General features: G+C 54.0%; 14 protein-coding genes. 6 read left to right on the top strand and 8 right to left on the bottom strand.

Annotated features, from left to right (window positions below):
- The first annotated feature begins 213 nt into the window (after window positions 1–213).
- From ftsH2 to ACWIUF_RS15495, 6 genes are all read left to right on the top strand, one after another.
- The gene (gene ftsH2 / locus ACWIUF_RS15520) at window positions 214–2,100 is read left to right on the top strand and encodes an ATP-dependent zinc metalloprotease FtsH2 (protein ID WP_448573417.1); all 1,887 of its coding nucleotides are present in this window, start codon (window positions 214–216) and stop codon (window positions 2,098–2,100) included.
- A gap of 136 nt (window positions 2,101–2,236) precedes the next feature.
- The gene (locus ACWIUF_RS15515; protein ID WP_448573416.1) at window positions 2,237–2,617 is read left to right on the top strand and encodes a hypothetical protein; all 381 of its coding nucleotides are present in this window, start codon (window positions 2,237–2,239) and stop codon (window positions 2,615–2,617) included.
- Window positions 2,618–3,124: 507 nt separating this feature from the next.
- Window positions 3,125–3,325 carry a DUF2811 domain-containing protein gene (locus tag ACWIUF_RS15510; RefSeq protein WP_265900284.1) on the top strand — a complete coding sequence of 67 codons (201 nt, stop codon included), beginning with the start codon at window positions 3,125–3,127 and terminating at the stop codon, window positions 3,323–3,325.
- Between the two features lie 732 nt (window positions 3,326–4,057).
- On the top strand, window positions 4,058–6,352 hold the full coding sequence (gene psaA, locus ACWIUF_RS15505) for a photosystem I core protein PsaA (protein ID WP_448573414.1): 2,295 nt from the start codon (window positions 4,058–4,060) through the stop codon (window positions 6,350–6,352).
- 139 nt (window positions 6,353–6,491) lie between these two features.
- Window positions 6,492–8,720 carry a photosystem I core protein PsaB gene (gene psaB / locus ACWIUF_RS15500; protein ID WP_448573413.1) on the top strand — a complete coding sequence of 743 codons (2,229 nt, stop codon included), beginning with the start codon at window positions 6,492–6,494 and terminating at the stop codon, window positions 8,718–8,720.
- A gap of 407 nt (window positions 8,721–9,127) precedes the next feature.
- Window positions 9,128–10,978 (top strand): CHASE2 domain-containing protein, encoded by a 1,851-nt coding sequence (locus tag ACWIUF_RS15495; RefSeq protein WP_448573412.1) that lies wholly within the window; start codon window positions 9,128–9,130, stop codon window positions 10,976–10,978.
- Window positions 10,979–11,164: 186 nt separating this feature from the next.
- Here the strand turns inward: ACWIUF_RS15495 and ACWIUF_RS15490 are convergent, their stop codons facing one another.
- From ACWIUF_RS15490 to ACWIUF_RS15455, 8 genes are all read right to left on the bottom strand, one after another.
- Window positions 11,165–11,791: a Uma2 family endonuclease gene (locus tag ACWIUF_RS15490; RefSeq protein WP_448573410.1), complete on the bottom strand. Its 627-nt coding sequence runs from the start codon at window positions 11,789–11,791 to the stop codon at window positions 11,165–11,167.
- An 82-nt stretch (window positions 11,792–11,873) separates the two neighbouring features.
- Window positions 11,874–12,932 carry an anthranilate phosphoribosyltransferase gene (gene trpD, locus ACWIUF_RS15485; protein ID WP_448573409.1) on the bottom strand — a complete coding sequence of 353 codons (1,059 nt, stop codon included), beginning with the start codon at window positions 12,930–12,932 and terminating at the stop codon, window positions 11,874–11,876.
- A 183-nt stretch (window positions 12,933–13,115) separates the two neighbouring features.
- A complete protein-coding gene (locus tag ACWIUF_RS15480) occupies window positions 13,116–14,333 on the bottom strand; it encodes a site-2 protease family protein (protein WP_448573408.1) in 1,218 nt (405 codons plus the stop codon).
- Window positions 14,334–14,433: 100 nt separating this feature from the next.
- Window positions 14,434–15,348 (bottom strand): hydrogenase nickel incorporation protein HypB, encoded by a 915-nt coding sequence (gene hypB, locus ACWIUF_RS15475; RefSeq protein WP_448573407.1) that lies wholly within the window; start codon window positions 15,346–15,348, stop codon window positions 14,434–14,436.
- Window positions 15,349–15,350: 2 nt separating this feature from the next.
- Window positions 15,351–15,692 carry a hydrogenase maturation nickel metallochaperone HypA gene (hypA, locus tag ACWIUF_RS15470; RefSeq protein WP_448573405.1) on the bottom strand — a complete coding sequence of 114 codons (342 nt, stop codon included), beginning with the start codon at window positions 15,690–15,692 and terminating at the stop codon, window positions 15,351–15,353.
- Entirely contained in the window at window positions 15,685–16,167 is a 483-nt protein-coding gene (locus ACWIUF_RS15465; protein WP_448573404.1) for a hydrogenase maturation protease, read from the bottom strand. Before ACWIUF_RS15465 ends, hypA begins: the two co-directional genes overlap by 8 nt.
- A 47-nt stretch (window positions 16,168–16,214) precedes the next feature.
- Window positions 16,215–17,642 (bottom strand): Ni/Fe hydrogenase subunit alpha, encoded by a 1,428-nt coding sequence (locus ACWIUF_RS15460; protein ID WP_448573403.1) that lies wholly within the window; start codon window positions 17,640–17,642, stop codon window positions 16,215–16,217.
- Between the two features lie 65 nt (window positions 17,643–17,707).
- Window positions 17,708–18,163 (bottom strand): DUF29 domain-containing protein, encoded by a 456-nt coding sequence (locus tag ACWIUF_RS15455; RefSeq protein WP_448573402.1) that lies wholly within the window; start codon window positions 18,161–18,163, stop codon window positions 17,708–17,710.
- Window positions 18,164–18,303: the final 140 nt, after the last annotated feature.

Here is an 18,303-nt window from a genome sequence, read left to right as displayed (position 1 = left end):
GCTTATCCCCATGACTTGCTCCAAATCTGAGAATCAAGTTAAATTTAGTTAAGAAATTGTCAAAGTGTCTTGCCTAAACTGAAATTTTCCGATCTGTTTTCGCAGCGCTGAGCCGTGGATCGGGTGCAGACACTAGGGGAGCATGACTTCAAGGGGCCATGACTCCAAGGACCTGGGTCCGGCGGCACTATTGTGTAGAGGTTAGTAAGCAATATGAAATTTTCCTGGAGACTTGCCATTTTATGGGCACTGCCCGCCTTGATTGTGGGGTTCTTCCTCTGGCAGGGGACGTTTGCCTCCGCGAACAGCATGATGAGCCGTAATACGGCTAGTACGCGGATGACCTATGGGCGTTTCCTTGACTATCTGGCGGCGGGTCGAGTCCTAAGTGTTGACCTCTACGAAGGGGGCCGCACGGCGATCGTGGAAGCCACAGATCCAGATATTGAGGATCGCATCCAACGGCTACGGGTCGATCTGCCCCTCAATGCCCCGGAGTTGATCTCAAAACTGCGCGAGTCCGATGTCCGTATTGATACTCATCCGCCGCGTAATGATGGCGCGATCTGGGGTTTGCTGGGTAATCTGGTTTTTCCCATCCTATTGATTGCCGGGTTATTCTTTCTGTTCCGGCGTTCCGGTAACGTTCCCGGCGGCCCTGGACAGGCGATGAATTTTGGTAAATCCCGCGCCCGCTTCCAGATGGAGGCCAAAACCGGGGTCCTGTTCGATGATGTGGCCGGGGTTGAGGAAGCTAAGGAAGAACTCCAGGAGGTCGTGACGTTCCTGAAGAAGCCAGAACGCTTTACCGCCGTGGGTGCCCGCATTCCCAAGGGCGTGCTGCTAGTGGGACCACCGGGGACGGGGAAAACCCTGCTGGCGAAGGCGATCGCCGGGGAAGCCGGGGTGCCGTTCTTCAGTATTTCTGGCTCTGAGTTTGTGGAAATGTTCGTCGGTGTGGGGGCCTCGCGGGTGCGGGACCTGTTCAAAAAGGCGAAGGAAAATGCCCCCTGCATCATCTTTATTGATGAAATCGACGCGGTGGGTCGCCAGCGGGGCGCTGGGATCGGCGGCGGTAATGATGAGCGGGAACAAACCCTGAACCAATTGTTGACCGAAATGGATGGCTTTGAGGGCAATACCGGGATCATTATCATTGCCGCGACCAACCGACCCGATGTTTTGGATTCGGCGCTCCTGCGTCCGGGGCGCTTCGATCGCCAGGTGACGGTGGACACTCCCGACATCAAGGGTCGTCTGGAAATCCTCAAGGTCCACGCCCGCAACAAGAAGCTGGCCAACGAAGTCTCCCTGGAGGCGATCGCCCGTCGCAGTCCCGGCTTTACGGGCGCGGATCTGGCTAACCTGCTGAATGAAGCGGCGATCCTGACCGCCCGCCGCCGCAAGGATGCGATCACCATGCACGAAATCGATGATGCCGTCGATCGCGTGGTCGCGGGCATGGAAGGCACCCCGTTAATTGACAGCAAGAGCAAGCGATTGATTGCTTACCACGAAGTCGGTCATGCGATCGTGGGGACCCTGCTCAAGGATCATGATCCCGTACAAAAAGTCACCCTGATCCCCAGGGGCCAAGCGCGGGGCCTGACTTGGTTTATGCCGGGAGAGGATCAAATGCTGGTCTCCCGTGCCCAACTGCTGGCCCGCATCTGTGGTGCCTTGGGCGGACGGGCGGCTGAAGAAATCATCTTTGGGGATGCGGAAGTGACCACCGGGGCCGGGAATGACCTCCAGCAGGTGACGAATATGGCCCGCCAGATGGTGACCCGCTTTGGGATGTCGGATCTGGGTCCTCTGTCGCTGGAAAGCCAATCGGGTGAGGTGTTTTTGGGGCGGGACTGGATGACGCGATCGGAGTATTCTGAAGAAATTGCGGCCCGCATTGATGCCCAAGTGCGATCGATCGTGGAACATTGCTACGACCAAACCCGCCAAATGATCCGCGACAACCGCGAAGTCATGGATCGCCTGGTTGATTTGCTGATCGAGAAAGAAACGATCGACGGTGAAGAATTCCGGCGCATTGTCTCCGAGTACGCCGATGTGCCGGAGAAAGAGCAACTGGCTTTCCAGATTTAAACACCGATCGGTCTTAAACCACTAAGCCGCGAAGGGCACCAAGGGACACGAAGAACTTTAGTGTAATCTTTGTGTCCTTTGTGTCTTGGTGGTTAAGATACCCACCTGTCACCTTGTCCCAGCCCCCCTAAACCCTATGGAGTTCATTCCCTTTCCCTTCCCCATTCACCTCAGCGCCACCACCATCGCTGGTGCCAGTCTGTGGTCCCTGGCCCTTTACTGGGGCTTCTCCCCCGTAAGCGACTGGGTAACCGAACAACTCCAGCGCTGGATGAACTTTGCCGAACGCTCCCTCTACCTCTCCGCTGAAGAATTTGAGCGCACTCGCCGGGGCCGCGAAGCCCAAAACGCTTTTAATGCCTCCCTGCTTAGCATTGTGCCCTTCCTGGCGATCGGGGGCTTGTGTAACTACGGTGTCGAAGTGGGGTTAGGCACCAGTTGGGCGATTAGCATGGGCCTGATCGCCTGTATCAGCGGCGCTGTCTACGAATTGGGCCGTCGTCACGGGCAAAGCTAGGTGTGGCCCCATCCCGTCGCCACAAGATTGACCCCAAAATTTTGCAATTCTTATTCTGAGCCAAACTTTTCCCCAAGCTTTCCACAGGTTTTCCCCAGGCAAGGCCAAAGTTTTCCACAGGTTTCGAAAAGTTTTCCACAGGCTCTCACGCTGTTAATAGCCTTTGCCGAATCTTCTGGGGATATTGCTTCCTGCCCTGCGTTCCTCTGATTCCCAGCCTTTTTTGTAAAGGAATGTAACGTTAAAACGCCGCAAACCCTAGTAATCTCGTTCCGGCCATTTTTCGAGTCAGGTGATCGCAACATTTCGCAGCGTTGACAACCCTACCCCCCCATAGCGCAAAATGATGCGACCGACATCGATCAGGGGTGCCCCGTCATGCCCGTCGAGGATCGGTCTAACCCCCTGTCACACTGGCTTGGGGGGTGTTTGGGCTGTCTGACATTCACCCGAACATCACAGCCGTGACGCCCCTATCCTTCACTCATCCCCGGAAGCGAGGTTTCCATGAACGCAATGGTCAGCATTCTGGCAGAGATCCCCGAATCCCTTCACGATTCGCTGAAGACTTACCTGGAGGCCCACCCCGATTGGGACCAGGATCGGGTGTTTGCTGCCGCCCTCTCCCTCTTTTTGTTACAAAATGGCGATTGCGATCGGCGAGCCGCCCGTGTCTACCTGGATACGCTCTTCAAACACCCCGTCTAGACCTCGACGCAGCATCCCGCCTGCCGCTTAACCTAGCGCTCGCGTGATCCTGGCCATCTCTTCCACATTGGAGGGGATGGTTATTTAGTATTAAGGCCAGCCGGAGCCTGAGTACATCATTAGTGCATGGTGGAGTAGGCGTCTCGCCCGCTTCCTCAAAACAAGTGATCTTGCCTGTCACCCCCCGGATGGACGGATGAGTGGTCAATCCTCCAATTGACTAAATTAAGCTTGACAGAGCGCCAGACTTCCCTAGGGGCAAGAGACGATCGCCCTAGCCTATCCATCCGAACTCGCCCCTATGCATACAATAGAGGACCGTCAATCTTAACTTTTGTAAAAAAATAACAGGAAGTGTAAATATTTGGAAATTTCTTTCAGATTTATGGTTTTTTACCGATGTTCGATGATCAAGTTTTGATTTTTGTTAACGGGTTTCCTGTGGGATTTTAACCGACCTTTATAATACGCTCTAAAGAACTCTGTCCCATGAGTCCTTGTGTGTTCTCCTGGCTCGGCCCCTGCTGAACGCGGAGATGCATACCCTGCTCCATCTGTAATGCTGATGCCGATGCTCAGTCCGTTCGTGTGGCGGCTGAGTCTTTGGGCAAACGAATCCAAAATTTGGATCGCAAGTTCTCAGAAATGGCCGGGAAAAAGGTACAGTACTCAAAACTGTTTATTTTGGGACAGTAGCAGCCTCGTTCCTTGTCTAGCGAGAGGAGAATCTCCATGGCAATTAGTCCGCCGGAGCGCGAGGCAAAAGTAAGGGTTGTGGTTGACAAGGACCCGGTCCCAACGTCCTTCGAGACGTGGGGTAAGCCCGGTCACTTCGATCGCACCCTTGCGAAGGGACCCAAAACCACCACCTGGATTTGGAACCTTCATGCCAACGCTCACGATTTTGATAGTCATACCAGCGACCTCGAAGATATATCTCGCAAAATCTTCAGTGCGCACTTTGGTCACCTAGCTGTTGTCTTCATCTGGCTTAGCGGCGCATATTTTCACGGCGCTCGTTTTTCTAATTACGAAGCTTGGCTAACGAACCCGACCGGGATCAAGCCCAGCGCTCAAGTGGTTTGGCCGATCGTCGGTCAAGAGATCCTCAACGGCGACGTTGGGGGTGGCTTCCACGGCATTCAAATCACCTCCGGTCTGTTCCAAATGTGGCGGGCCAACGGGATCACCAACTCCTATGAGTTGTACTGCACCGCGATCGGTGCCCTGGTGATGGCCGGTCTGATGCTCTTTGCAGGCTGGTTCCACTACCACAAGGCTGCGCCGAAGCTGGAGTGGTTCCAAAACGTCGAGTCCATGATGAACCACCACCTGGCGGGTTTACTGGGCCTCGGCTGCCTGGGCTACGCTGGTCAGCAGATCCACGTATCTCTGCCCATCAACGCTTGCTTGGATGCCATTGATGCCGGTAGCCCGCTGACCATTGGCGGCAAGGTGATCAAAACCGTTGCGGATATTCCTTTACCGCACGAGTGGATTTTGAACCCGAGCCTCATGGCCGACCTCTATCCCAGCTTTGCGAAGGGCTTAACCCCCTTCTTTACGCTGAACTGGGCTGAATACGCCGACTTCCTCACCTTCAAGGGTGGCCTCAACCCGGTCACGGGGGGGCTATGGCTGTCGGATACGGCGCACCATCATTTGGCTCTGGCCGTACTCTTCATTGTGGCGGGTCACTACTACCGCACCAACTGGGGCATTGGTCACAGCTTCAAGGAAGTTCTCGAAGCCCACAAGGGTCCCTTCACGGGCGAAGGCCACAAGGGGATGTACGAGATCTTCACCACCTCCTGGCATTGCCAACTGTCGTGGAACCTGGCTTGGATGGGTTCGCTGTCCATCCTGGTCGCCCACCACATGTACTCGATGCCCCCCTATCCCTACATTGCGACGGACTATCCAACCCAGTTATCGCTATTCACCCACCACGTGTGGATTGGCGGCTTCCTGATCGTTGGTGCCGCTGCCCACGCGGCCATCTTCATGGTGCGTGACTATGTGCCTTCGCAACATGTGGATAACCTGCTCGATCGCGTGATCCGTCACCGCGATGCGATTATCTCCCACCTGAACTGGGTGTGTATTTTCCTGGGCTTCCACAGCTTCGGCCTGTACGTCCACAACGACACCATGCGGGCCTTTGGTCGTCCCCAGGATATGTTCTCGGATACCGGCATTCAATTGCAGCCGATCTTTGCCCAATGGGTTCAAAGCCTCCACGCCTTGGCTCCCGGCAACACGGCTCCCAATGCGGGTGAAATTGTCAGCCATGCCTTTGGCGGCGGCCTCGTCGCTGTCGGTGGCAAGGTCGCGATGATGCCGATTACCCTCGGTACGGCAGACTTCCTGGTTCACCACATCCATGCCTTCACGATTCACGTGACGGTGCTGATTCTGCTCAAGGGCGTGCTCTTCGCCCGTAGCTCGCGTTTGATCCCCGATAAGGCTAACCTCGGCTTCCGGTTCCCCTGCGACGGCCCCGGCCGTGGCGGCACCTGCCAAGTGTCGGGTTGGGATCACGTGTTCCTCGGTTTGTTCTGGATGTACAACTCCCTGTCGATCGTGATTTTCCACTTCAGTTGGAAGATGCAGTCGGATGTGTGGGGTACTGTTTCTCCAGATGGCACCGTTTCCCACATCACGTCGGGTAACTTTGCCCAAAGCGCCATTACCATCAATGGTTGGTTACGCGATTTCCTGTGGGCGCAAGCTTCGCAGGTGATCACCTCCTACGGCTCCGCGCTGTCAGCTTACGGTCTGATGTTCCTGGCCGGTCACTTTGTCTGGGCGTTTAGCTTGATGTTCCTCTTCAGTGGCCGTGGCTACTGGCAAGAGTTGATCGAGTCGATTGTTTGGGCACACAATAAGCTGAAAGTGGCACCCGCGATCCAGCCCCGTGCCTTGAGCATCATCCAAGGTCGTGCGGTTGGGGTTGCCCACTACTTGTTAGGGGGAATTGTGACCACCTGGGCGTTCTTCCTAGCGCGAATTATCTCGGTTGGCTAAGGTGGACTACCTAGTGGTTAGGTGGCCATTGCCCACGGGTGTTTCCCAGAGATCTGGGCCAAACCTAAAGTGAGGGTCACTTAGCTGCTAGTCCACCGCTGTCAATCTCGAACTCGTTGTTCATCATTCACGAAGGTTTATGGCAACCAAATTTCCAAAATTTAGCCAAGACCTTGCTCAGGACCCGACGACACGTCGGATATGGTATGGCATTGCCACGGCCCATGACTTTGAAAGTCATGACGGCATGACCGAAGAAAATCTCTATCAAAAGATTTTTGCTTCCCACTTCGGTCACTTGGCAATCATCTTCCTGTGGACCTCTGGGAGTCTCTTCCATGTCGCCTGGCAAGGTAACTTTGAGCAGTGGATCAAAGATCCGCTCAATGTTCGCCCGATTGCCCACGCAATTTGGGACCCGCAATTTGGTCAAGGAGCGGTTGACGCCTTTACGCAGGGAGGGGCTTCTTACCCAGTTGATATCTCCTACTCTGGGGTTTATCAGTGGTGGTACACGATCGGGATGCGTAGCAACGGCGATCTGTACTCTGGGGCAATTTTCCTCCTGATCCTGTCGGCGATCTTCCTATTTGCGGGCTGGCTGCACCTGCAACCCAAGTTCCGTCCTAGCTTGTCCTGGTTCAAGAATGCTGAATCCCGCCTCAACCACCACCTGGCAGGTTTGTTCGGGGTTAGCTCCTTGGCTTGGACCGGTCACCTGGTTCACGTGGCCATCCCCGAAGCGCGGGGTCAGCACGTGGGTTGGGATAACTTCCTGTCCGTTGCACCCCACCCGGCGGGTCTCGTGCCCTTCTTCACCGGTAACTGGGGGGTATATGCGCAAAACCCGGATACGGCCAACCATGTGTTTGGTTCGTCGCAAGGCGCGGGTACCGCAATTCTGACCTTCTTGGGTGGCTTCCATCCGCAAACCCAGGCGCTCTGGCTGACGGATATTGCTCACCACCACTTGGCGATCGCAGTGATCTTCATCATTGCGGGCCACATGTACCGGACCAATTTTGGGATCGGTCACAGCATCAAGGAAATCCAAGAGGCCCACAATCCGCCCAAGGGCACGCCTTTCGGCGGCATGATTGGTGACGGCCACAAGGGGATCTACGATACCTACAACAACTCTCTGCACTTCCAATTGGGTTGGCACTTGGCCTGCTTGGGTGTGATCACCTCCCTGGTGGCCCAGCACATGTACTCCATGCCGCCCTATGCCTTCCTGGCACAGGATTTCACCACCCAGGCAGCGCTCTATACCCATCACCAGTACATTGCTGGCTTCTTGATGGTGGGGGCCTTTGCCCACGGTGCGATCTTCCTGGTTCGTGACTACGATCCTGAAGCCAATAAGAATAACGTGTTGGCGCGGATGCTGGAGCATAAGGAAGCCCTGATCTCCCACTTGAGTTGGGCTTCCCTGTTCCTCGGCTTCCATACCCTGGGGCTGTATGTTCACAACGATGTGGTGGTTGCCTTTGGCACCCCCGAAAAGCAAATCCTGATCGAGCCAGTGTTTGCGCAATGGGCACAGGCTTGTAACGGCAAGATGCTTTATGGCTTCAATGTGTTGCTCTCTAACCCGGATAGCATTGCTAGCACGGCTTGGCCCAACTACGGGAATGTTTGGCTACCGGGCTGGCTGGATGCGGTCAATAACGCCAGCAACTCGCTGTTCCTGACGATCGGCCCTGGTGACTTCCTGGTGCACCATGCGATCGCCCTCGGCCTGCACACCACCACCCTGATCCTGGTCAAGGGTGCGTTGGATGCTCGCGGTTCCAAGCTGATGCCCGATAAGAAAGACTTCGGCTACTCCTTCCCTTGCGATGGTCCTGGCCGGGGCGGCACCTGCGACATCTCGGCGTGGGATGCCTTCTATCTCGCCATGTTCTGGATGCTCAACACCATTGCCTGGTTGACCTTCTACTGGCATTGGAAGCATCTGTCGGTCTGGCAAGGTAACGTGGCTCAGTTTAATGAAAACTCGACCTACCTGATGGGTTGGTTCCGGGATTACCTCTGGCTCAACTCCTCGCAGTTGATCAACGGTTATAACCCCTATGGCACCAATAACTTGTCGGTGTGGGCCTGGATGTTCCTGCTGGGTCACTTGGTCTGGGCGACGGGCTTTATGTTCCTGATCTCCTGGCGTGGTTACTGGCAAGAACTCATTGAAACGCTGGTGTGGGCGCATGAGCGCACGCCGCTGGCGAATCTGGTTCGCTGGAAAGACAAGCCGGTTGCGCTGTCAATCGTGCAAGCTCGCCTGGTTGGCTTGGCCCACTTTACGGCTGGGTTTGTGGTCACCTATGCGGCCTTCTTGATTGCCTCGACGGCAGGTAAGTTCGGTTAACTACTGGATGGATTGCCGTTTGAGCTAGCCGCCGGTGGTGGTAAGGCTTAATGGGAGGAGTGGGGTGTTTGCCCTGCTCCTTCTTTTTTGTGTGGGTGCGATCGCGGCTAAGCCATTGGAGAGGGTTGGAGATTGGGCGAACTGCGATCAGAGGTTAGTGGGAACCACAAAGACACTAAGAAACACCAAGAGACACCAAGATATAAAGACTCCCAACGACTCAGTTATCAAAAGATTCTCCTGGTAAGGGTTGCCTTTCGATGAAGCAATGCCTAACCCATGAGGCAGGGTATGAAGATATGGTCAATCTTGACGTTGTGGCTACGGCTGGCGTTAATTTCTCCGGCGGGGAGGGGAAAATTTAGCAGGGGCATTTTGTCAATGAGAACGAGGGGATGCGGTCATAGATGCGGCAATATTTGAAGACGGCTCACCCATTGTTAATTGGGGGGATCGTGGGGTTACTGACGATCGCCTTCTGGCGCTTAGGGATTTGGCAACCCCTGGAGTATCTGGCCTACAATCAGATCGTTGTATTGCGTCAGCGCCTCTTCCGTCTGACCTGGAGTCAGGAGGTCGTGGTGATTGCGATCGATGAGGCGAGTTTACAGCAATACGGTCAATTTCCTTGGCCTCGGCGTCACTATACCGAGCTTTTGCAGAAATTAGCCGTGTCCCAGCCTGCGGCTATTGGTTTTGATATTTTGTTCGCGGAACCTACTGCTGATGATCCGGCGTTTGCGGAAGCGATCGCCTATAGCGGCAATGTGGTTTTGGCCGTCGGTGGCGATTTTGACGGCAACCCGATTCCGATTGTCCCCGAATTAGCCCAAGTAGCGCACCAGGGGCATATTTATAACCGAGCGGATGCGGATGCCATTACCCGCCAATTTGCGCTGTATCTGGGAACCTACCCCTCCTTGGCAATTGCCCTCCTCCAGGTTTATCAACAAAGTCTTAAGGGCACCATAACCCTGGCCCCCCCCACAGGGAATAGCCAATCCTCGCTAGGCCTACCCGTGATTCCCCCACCCCTCACGACAGGAGACGATCGCTGGCTGTGGGTAAACTGGATTGGGCCAACATCAGGTATTACAACCTATTCCTTTGCGGCTGTGGCATCGGGGCAAATTTCTCCCCAGGTCTTCAGTAACAAAATTGTCCTCGTGGGACCGACCGCAACGGGTATAGACTCCTTGTATACACCCTTTCACCATAGTCCACCGACGGCAGGGGTCTATCTCCATGCAGCGGTGATTGATAACCTCTTACAGCAACGTGAACTGCGACGAGCAGACGGACTGGCGCTTGCCCTAGGCTTGCTAGCGATCCCGTTCCTGTTGGCCTGGGTATGTCGTCAGCAAACCCCGCGCCGTCGTTTAGGTGGCGTACTGGTGGCGATCGTGAGTACCGGGTTAGGGACCTTTTTCCTATTTGCTGGTGCTAACCTTTGGCTGCCGGTAGCTGCACCGATCGGGACGATTATATTGACCTGGATCGGATGGCAACTGTGGGAACAATACGAACGACAATGGCTATTTTCGATCTTTTCCAAGTATATTTCGCCGGAAATGACGGACCTAATCTGGGAACGACGTTCTGAATTATTTCAATCTGGGCAGGTGCAAGCTCAGGAAATGGTGGTAACAGTGCTCTTTCTGGATATTCGGGGGTTTACCTCGATCGCGGAAAAAATTGCCCCGCGCCTACTCCTGGATTGGCTGAATGTTTATCTAGAAATGATGACCGATTGCATCATGGATCATGGGGGGATGGTGGATAAATATATTGGGGATGCGGTGATGGCGGTGTTTGGAGTTCCTTTCCCGCGCACCCAATCGGTGGAAATTCAGCGAGATGCCCGACAGGCGATCGAGGCGGCCATCACCATTCATGAACGATTAGATTCCCTCAACCAGCAATTTCAACAACAAGGCAAGCCCCAGGTTAAGGTGGGCATTGGCATTCATACGGGATTAGTTGTAGCTGGCAGCTTAGGGGGTGAGCGACGACTGAATTACTCGGTGCTCGGCGATACGGTGAATATTGCAGCCCGTCTAGAGGCGATGAATAAGGAAGTCACGATGGGCAATCCCTATAACATTTTGGTCACGGGTGAAACCTTAACTTGCGTCCAGGACTATTATATTGCTCGTCCCGTGAATACCTTCCAGCTACGGGGACGAGAGCAACAAACCCTCGTCTTTGCGATCCTCGGACGACGCCATCTCGGCCAGATTCAGGTGCCAAAACCCTAAACCTATGTTTTTGCTGGACTTGCAGTTAGGGTTCCAACAACTCATCGAGCTTATTTTCGATGGTGTTCAGCTTGCATAAAAGTGCAAGTTGATCCTTAATAAAGGCTGGAAAATAAATTAGCAACACCAAAAGCACCGTGTCGTAATTCTGCCCATTCACTAATCAAGTCATTCACTATTAAATACTTATAAATTAGCGAAAATCTGCTTTGCAGATAAGTTAAACAATGGCAATGTTGGAGAAACAATTGGATTCTCGTCGTTAAAGGAATTCATTTGATATTCGCCATCAACCCAATAACAGACAAAAATTGTGGGTCGTTTGGGGTCGCCGATAAATTTCTTTGCTCCTAATGCTGCATAATCGATAATCCAATATTCTTGGATACCCATTTCTTCATAATCTCGAAGTTTATTGTAGTAATCGTCTCGCCAATTTGTTGAAACGACCTCGATAATTAATTTAACAGATTCAGGACTTTGGATAATCGATTCGCTTTCCCACCGAGGTTCCATCCCAAGAACTGCTTTGTCCAAGACGATAATATCCGGCTCGTAGCCCGAACTTTCACGTTTGGGTTTCACAATAGATTCCCTGGGAATCATCCAAATACCGCCTTTACCCATTTGTCGAATCGTGATCAACAGTTGCTCGATCAAAGCACCCGCTAAACTTGAATGTTTCCCCTTAGGTTTGGGCATGGCGACAATGACTCCATCGTGGAGTTCGTACCTCACGTTCGAGTTTTCGGGATACCAGCTTATAAATTCATCAAAGCTATATAGTTTGGGTTCTAGTTGAGATTGCGTCATGCTTCCACCTCTGCATTTAACCCCGTTCGGTGCATTATCTCGCCAGGGAGTTGTGGGGTAGGCATCCTGCCTTGTCCCCCCTTTAGGCCTGAAGAAATCGGATCAAAGCCTGTACCTTATCCCAGGCCGCCCCACTCTTGAGAATCTCACGGGCCAGATCAATCCCCTGGCTGTGGGCCTCTAGGGGAACGCGATCGCCCACCTGCAACGCGAGGGCCGCATTCAACGCCACCACATCCTGCTGGGCTTGAGTGCCGCCCCCCTGGAGTACCGCCTGGAGAATGGCCGCATTGGTTTGCACATCGTCCCCCCGCAGGGCATGGGTTGGGGCCGGTGTTAAATTGAGCAAGTCGGGATCAAGGATTGCGGTATGCACTTGCCCCTGGGATAGGATCGCCAGATCAGTGGGAGCCGCCAATCCTGCCTCATCCAGGTTTTCCCGACCGTGGAGAACGATCGCGTGGGGGAGGTTCAGTTGAGCGAGGGCCTGGGCGATCGTCGCCACCAACGCCGATGCCGGTACCCCCAACACTTGGCCTGTCAACGGCAGCGGATTCACCAGGGGACCCAGCAGATTGAAAATCGTCCGCACCTTGAGGGTACGGCGCAGGGGAGCGACTGCTTTCATCGCCGGATGCCAACCCGGTGCAAACAGGAACGTCACCCCCACCTCATTGAGGGCAGCGCGGATTTTCTCCGGTGGGGCACTTAAATTCACCCCGATCGCCTCCAGAACATCCGCCGACCCCACCTTGCCAGAGGCCGATCGATTCCCATGTTTGGCAACGGTAATCCCCGCCGCCGCGGCCACAAAGGCCACGGCAGTGGAAATATTAAACGTCGAAGCCCCATCGCCGCCCGTGCCACAGGTATCAATCAGCGGTGTGGGGAGGGGCAGATCCGTCTCAACCGTCCGGGATTGGGCCTGGAGCACCTGCGCCATCCCCGCCAGTTCATCCGCCGAAACCCCCTTCGCCTGAAGCGCCGCTAGGATGGCCCCCGATAGGACTTCTGGAATCGCCTCATCGAGCCAACCTTGCATCAACTCGGATGCTTGCGGGCGCGAGAGGGATTGGTGATCGAGAAGTTGCTGAAGGAGAGTGGGCCATAGGGTCGGGTCGGGGGGTGCAGGAGAACTCATGGTTAGGGAATCGGGAACAGGAAATAGGGAATAGGAAGGGTTTAGCGAATGCCTGAACACGACAATGCTAAACCTTGGTAAAACTGTACAGGGTTATGGGGTGCGAATCACGTCACCGCCCACCCGGCTTCACGGGTTACGGGGCACTTGCCGCGTTAAATTCAAAATTCAAAACTTCCCTGCTCAGTCAGGTTTTGTGGTCATGCGGGCAATGACTTGTAGTTGCATGCCAGGGGGATAGGTACTGTCTTCCTTGATTCGGCGGATGTCGGCCTCAGCGATCGGGACGCGGAGTTTCTGGGCGATCGCCCGGACGATGTCGCCGCGATCGATTACCCCAGCCACCGCCCCAGCCGGGGATAAGACGGTAATACGGGACAGTTGGCCATCTTCCATCCGGTTAATGACATCCGCAAGACAGGTTTTTTCCTCCACAGTGGGCAATGTCGTTAGCGGTTGGGCAATGTCGTTGAGGGTACGCAGTTCCCATAGGCTGCGTTCCATGTGCCGTAGATCAGCGATTGCCACTAAGCCCCGGTAACGCCCATCGGAAGCGGCAAAGTACGTGGGAACATGGGTTTCCTCTAACAGGTAATTGTCGGCAAACTGGCGTAGGGTAAGGTTGGCATCGATCACGCGGTACTCACGGGTCATGGCATCACTTGCCTTCAGTTCCAACAGAACTTCCTGAAGGTTGGTCAAACGGCTATAGGCATCGGCGTTGCGCACCCCAAACCAGCCTAGTAACATCAACCATAAACCACCCATACCCGGTTTTGAGAGGAAAGCAATTAAGCCAAGCATGATTGCACTCCAGCCGAGAAACTGGCCCGATCGCGCTGCCCACCGGACACCCGCGAAGCGATTACCCGTAATTTTCCAGACGGCAGCTTTGAGTACTTGGCCCCCATCTAACGGTAAGCCTGGGATTAAATTGAAAATGGCGAGGACGAGATTAATGGAGGCTAGATGTTGGGTTAAAACCTGAAGGGGTCCCTCACTTGGTCCAGGTAATTTCGTCAGAAAAGAAAAAAACAGAAATAAGCCAAAGCTTACCAGTGGCCCCGCGATCGCAACTTGAAAGGCTTGCCCCGGTGTATTGGATTCTTTTTCGATCGAGGCAATGCCCCCGAAGAGGAATAGCGTAATGGAGTTGACCTTAATCCCCTGGGAAATGGCCACAACGCTATGTCCGAGTTCGTGCAATAGCACCGAGGTAAATAACAGTAGGGCCATGAGTAGCCCCGCGCCATAGGCGATTGTGGGTCCCCAGTTGGGATAATCCGACAACCATTGGTTTCCTTCGACCAGAGCCACGAAGGCAACGATCAGAAACCAGGAAGGGTCCAGGTAAAGGGGAATCCCGAATAGTGAGCCAATACGCCAGCCTGCTTGCATCATATTTTAGGAAGTTCTTGCCAATGGGAGGCGCTTGAGCAAGCGCCTCCTGCTTTAATGCTACAGTGCTTAACCCTGAAGCGGTTGTTGACGATGGCGATGACTACTCCTGCCGCTGCTCTAGTAGGTACTGATACCATGCGGTCAATCCGGCTCCGGTGCGGGCGGAGACTTCAAAAATTGGGGCTTGGGGGGCAACTTTTTGCAGGTTAGCGATCGCCCGCTCGCGATCGAAGCCCACTGCCTCAGCAATGTCAATTTTATTAATCACGATCGCATCTGCCGTCTTGAACATCGGGGCATACTTCAAGGGTTTATCTTCCCCTTCGGTAACGGATAGCAAGACAATGCGCAAGTCTTCACCTAAATCATAGGCCGCAGGACACACCAGATTACCGACATTTTCGATGACGAGTAAATCCAGGCGATCGAGGTCAAGTTTTTGCACTGCCTGGGCAATCATATCGGCTTCCAGGTGACAAGCCGTACCCGTCGTAATTTGCACGATCGCGTCTCCCGCTGTGCGCAACCGTTGGGCATCATTATCGGTTTCTAAGTCCCCAACGATAACGCCGACTCCCCGCTGCTGCTCACCCTGTTGGGGCCAATCTTGTAACAGGCGTTCCAGGAGGGCCGTTTTCCCGGAGCCAGGGGAGGAAACTACATTGAGAACCAATAGCCCTTTGGCTTGAAAATAACCCCGATTACGTTCAGCCAGTCGATCATTTTTGCTGAGAATTCCTTGGGAGATCGTCAAGGTGCGGGGTGGGATCGTCGCAACCGGAGGATCGGCGATCGCAATCGTGGTCACAGCCTCGCCGTGGGGGTGCTCTGCATGGGTATGAGGGTGATCGTGATGAAAATGCGCATGGTCATGGTTATGGTCATGATCATGGGTGTGGGGATGGGCAGGGTCTTGATCAGGATGATAAGAGTGGGTATGAGGTATGCTAGCGTTAACCGCCACGCCATCGATCGCGACTTCTCCAGTAACCACACATCCACAGGTTTGACACATAATTACGACACCTCCACGGCGGCTAACTCTAATTCTTTCCCCTGGCGAATTTCGGTACTCAATTGCTCGCAAGTAGGGCACACATAAATAAAATCTGGGGGTTGAAATTCCTGTTGGCAGGTAGGGCAATAACACCGGGCGGGAACGGATTCGATCGCGAGCATCGCACCTTCCGCGATCGTGCCCTCGGTCACTACACTAAAGGCAAATTGCATTGCTTCGGGAATTACCCCCGATAGCTCACCGATCCGCAGCTTAATCGCATGGATTTTTTCCGCTCCTTGGGCGATCGCGCAGGAAACCGCCATATCCACCGTTTGCTCCATCAAACTGACTTCATGCATGGCACGTCTCCAACGGTTGGGGTTGCGTGACACTTTTCGGTTCGGCTAACCAGTCCCGAATCCATTCTAAAGCGGCGGCCATTGCGGCTTCGGTATCAGGAGATAGGGTTTCGCCTAACTCAAATTGATGGCCAGGAATCATCAACCAACTGGCAGGGGGACACTTGCCGTAGAGCCATTGGGCCAAGGCCAGCAGCGATCGTGGGTCAGACACATGGGCATCCAGCGGTCGGTTCTCTGCTGGCAAATTCAGGGGACAATGCTGGAGCGTGGTGGTCACGGTGGGCAAACAGGTATCGACGAAGAGGACGCGATCGACCTCAGCGATCGTCGCGGCCAATTCCGGTAACAGTTGGGGGCAGGCGATCGCGATCACCTGGGGCAGTTGCCAAGTTTGTACGGTCGCGGCGATCAGATAACCGGCTCCGTCGTCCTGTCTGAGGGTATTGCCATAGCCAATAATTGCGATCGTCATGGGTTTACGGAGCCTAGCAGGACTCAATTAGCCTTTTCTTTGACTCCTTAATCCCGGCAGCGACGATCGAGCACCTGACCATCTGCCGCAATTAACTCAATTTGCATCGGCATTTGCCCGATCGCGTGGGTGGAACAACTCAGGCAAGGATCAAAGGCGCGGACCCCAGCCTCAACCCGATTGAGCATCCCCTCTGGAATTTCTGGGCCTTGGATATAATGGCGGGCAATTTGGGCCACGGTGCGGTTCATCGGCAGGTTATTTTGCCCCGTTGCGATGATCATGTTTACCTTTTTGATTAGCCCCTGTTCCGTCACCTGATAATGGTGGAATAGGGTGCCACGCGGTGCTTCGCTCACGCCCACACCTTCTAATTGATTGATCCCTGCTGAGGCACGGGTACGGTGGGAGAGAATATCCGGATCATCTACTAGGCGTTCGATTAACTCCAGAGCCGCCAGGATTTCGATTAAACGAGCATAGTGGTAGTAGAAAGAGGAATTAGCGACCCGTCCGCCAACCCGATCGCGGTATTCTAACAGTTCGCGATCGGCGGCTTCTACCCCAATGCGATCGCAAATATTTAACCGCGCCAAAGGACCGACCCGATAAATCCCATCCGGATAGCCCAGGGGTTTGTAGTAGGGAAACTTGAGGTAAGACCAAGGTTCAACCGCCTCACCGATGAAGTCCTGATAATTGTCTTCCGAGAGGCCATCAGCGATGATATTGCCCTCACTATCACAGAACCGGAGATGACCGCCATAGTGTTCCCATTCCCCCGTTGGACTCACTAAGCCCATGAACAACGAGGGGAAGTTCCCAAACACATCAACTTCGGTGGCAAATTGATCCAACAACCGTTTGAACAGGTCTAGGGCCGTTGCGATCGTTTGGCGTGATTCCGGTAGACGACTGCGCAACCAACGATGCTCTTCCTCCGTCAAGGGCGTTCGCACGCCGCCGGGAACCGCCCAAGCCGGGTGAATTTTGCTTGCACCCAAGAGTTCGATCGTTTTCTGGCCAAACTGGCGTAGGCGAATGCCACTGCGGGCGAGATCCGGATCGGCACTCATCAGACCAAACACGTTGCGCGTTGCGGGATCACTATCCCAACCCAGTAGAAAATCAGGACTACTCAGGTGGAAAAAACTCAAGGCATGGGATTGGATAATTTGGCCCAGGTTCATCAACCGCCGTAGCTTTTCCCCCGCTGGCGGAATTTTTACCGCTTGGATTTTGTCGCCCGTTTTCGCCGAAGCCATGACGTGACTCACGGGGCAAATGCCGCAGATGCGGGCGGTGATCCCCGCCATTTCCCACATCGGTCGGCCTTCGCAGAATTTTTCAAAGCCCCGGAATTCGGTGACATGGAAATGGGCATCAGACACCTGACCCGCATCATCGAGGAAGATCGAGATTTTGGCGTGGCCTTCAATGCGTGAAACCGGATCAATAACAACTGTTTTAGGCATAATCACTTGCGCGGGTAGAGGATCAATTCAGCCCAATTGGGACATTAAATCAGGACATGAGAAGGTTAATTGGGAAGAAAGTTATCATCGAGTAGGTTAGCGATCGTATAAGGACAGGCTTCGGGAAAAGTTACTAGAGGTAGTTGGGTCTCAGCCCGCGCTTGCTTCACCGCTTCAAAATAGCATTTGGCTAGAATGTCATGCAGGAAGGACTTTAAGCTGGGGGAGGTTTGTAAGGCTTCTCTCACCTGCCGCCGATGTTCAATAATACTGGCTTCCCAACTGCCAGTCCTTGCTTGGGGTTGATACTGCCATTTCAGGAGATGCAAGAGGATAATAATTGTGTTACTTTCCAGTCGCCGCCGCTCACTCCGACCCATATCTTCAAGTTCTTCAATGAGATTGGCCCAATCCACCTGTTCATAACGACGATCGCGCAAATGGTCGATCGTGGTCTCTAGCCAAGCGAGATAGTCTGTCTCGTAGGCGGTTGGGCTTAAACTCTGATGAACAACTGACATAGGCAATGGGATCTGGCGATCGGGGTACTGAATCAGTGGGATGGGCATCGTGCCTGTTAGTCTAAAATCTTGGCAGGCGGGACGCCTACCCCACAAGATGATGAATGGCTAGATAGATGCAGGTATTAAGCTATCTAGCA

The sequence above is a fragment of the Trichothermofontia sp. genome, assembly GCF_053493415.1.
This window is presented reverse-complemented; position numbering and strand designations above follow the sequence as displayed.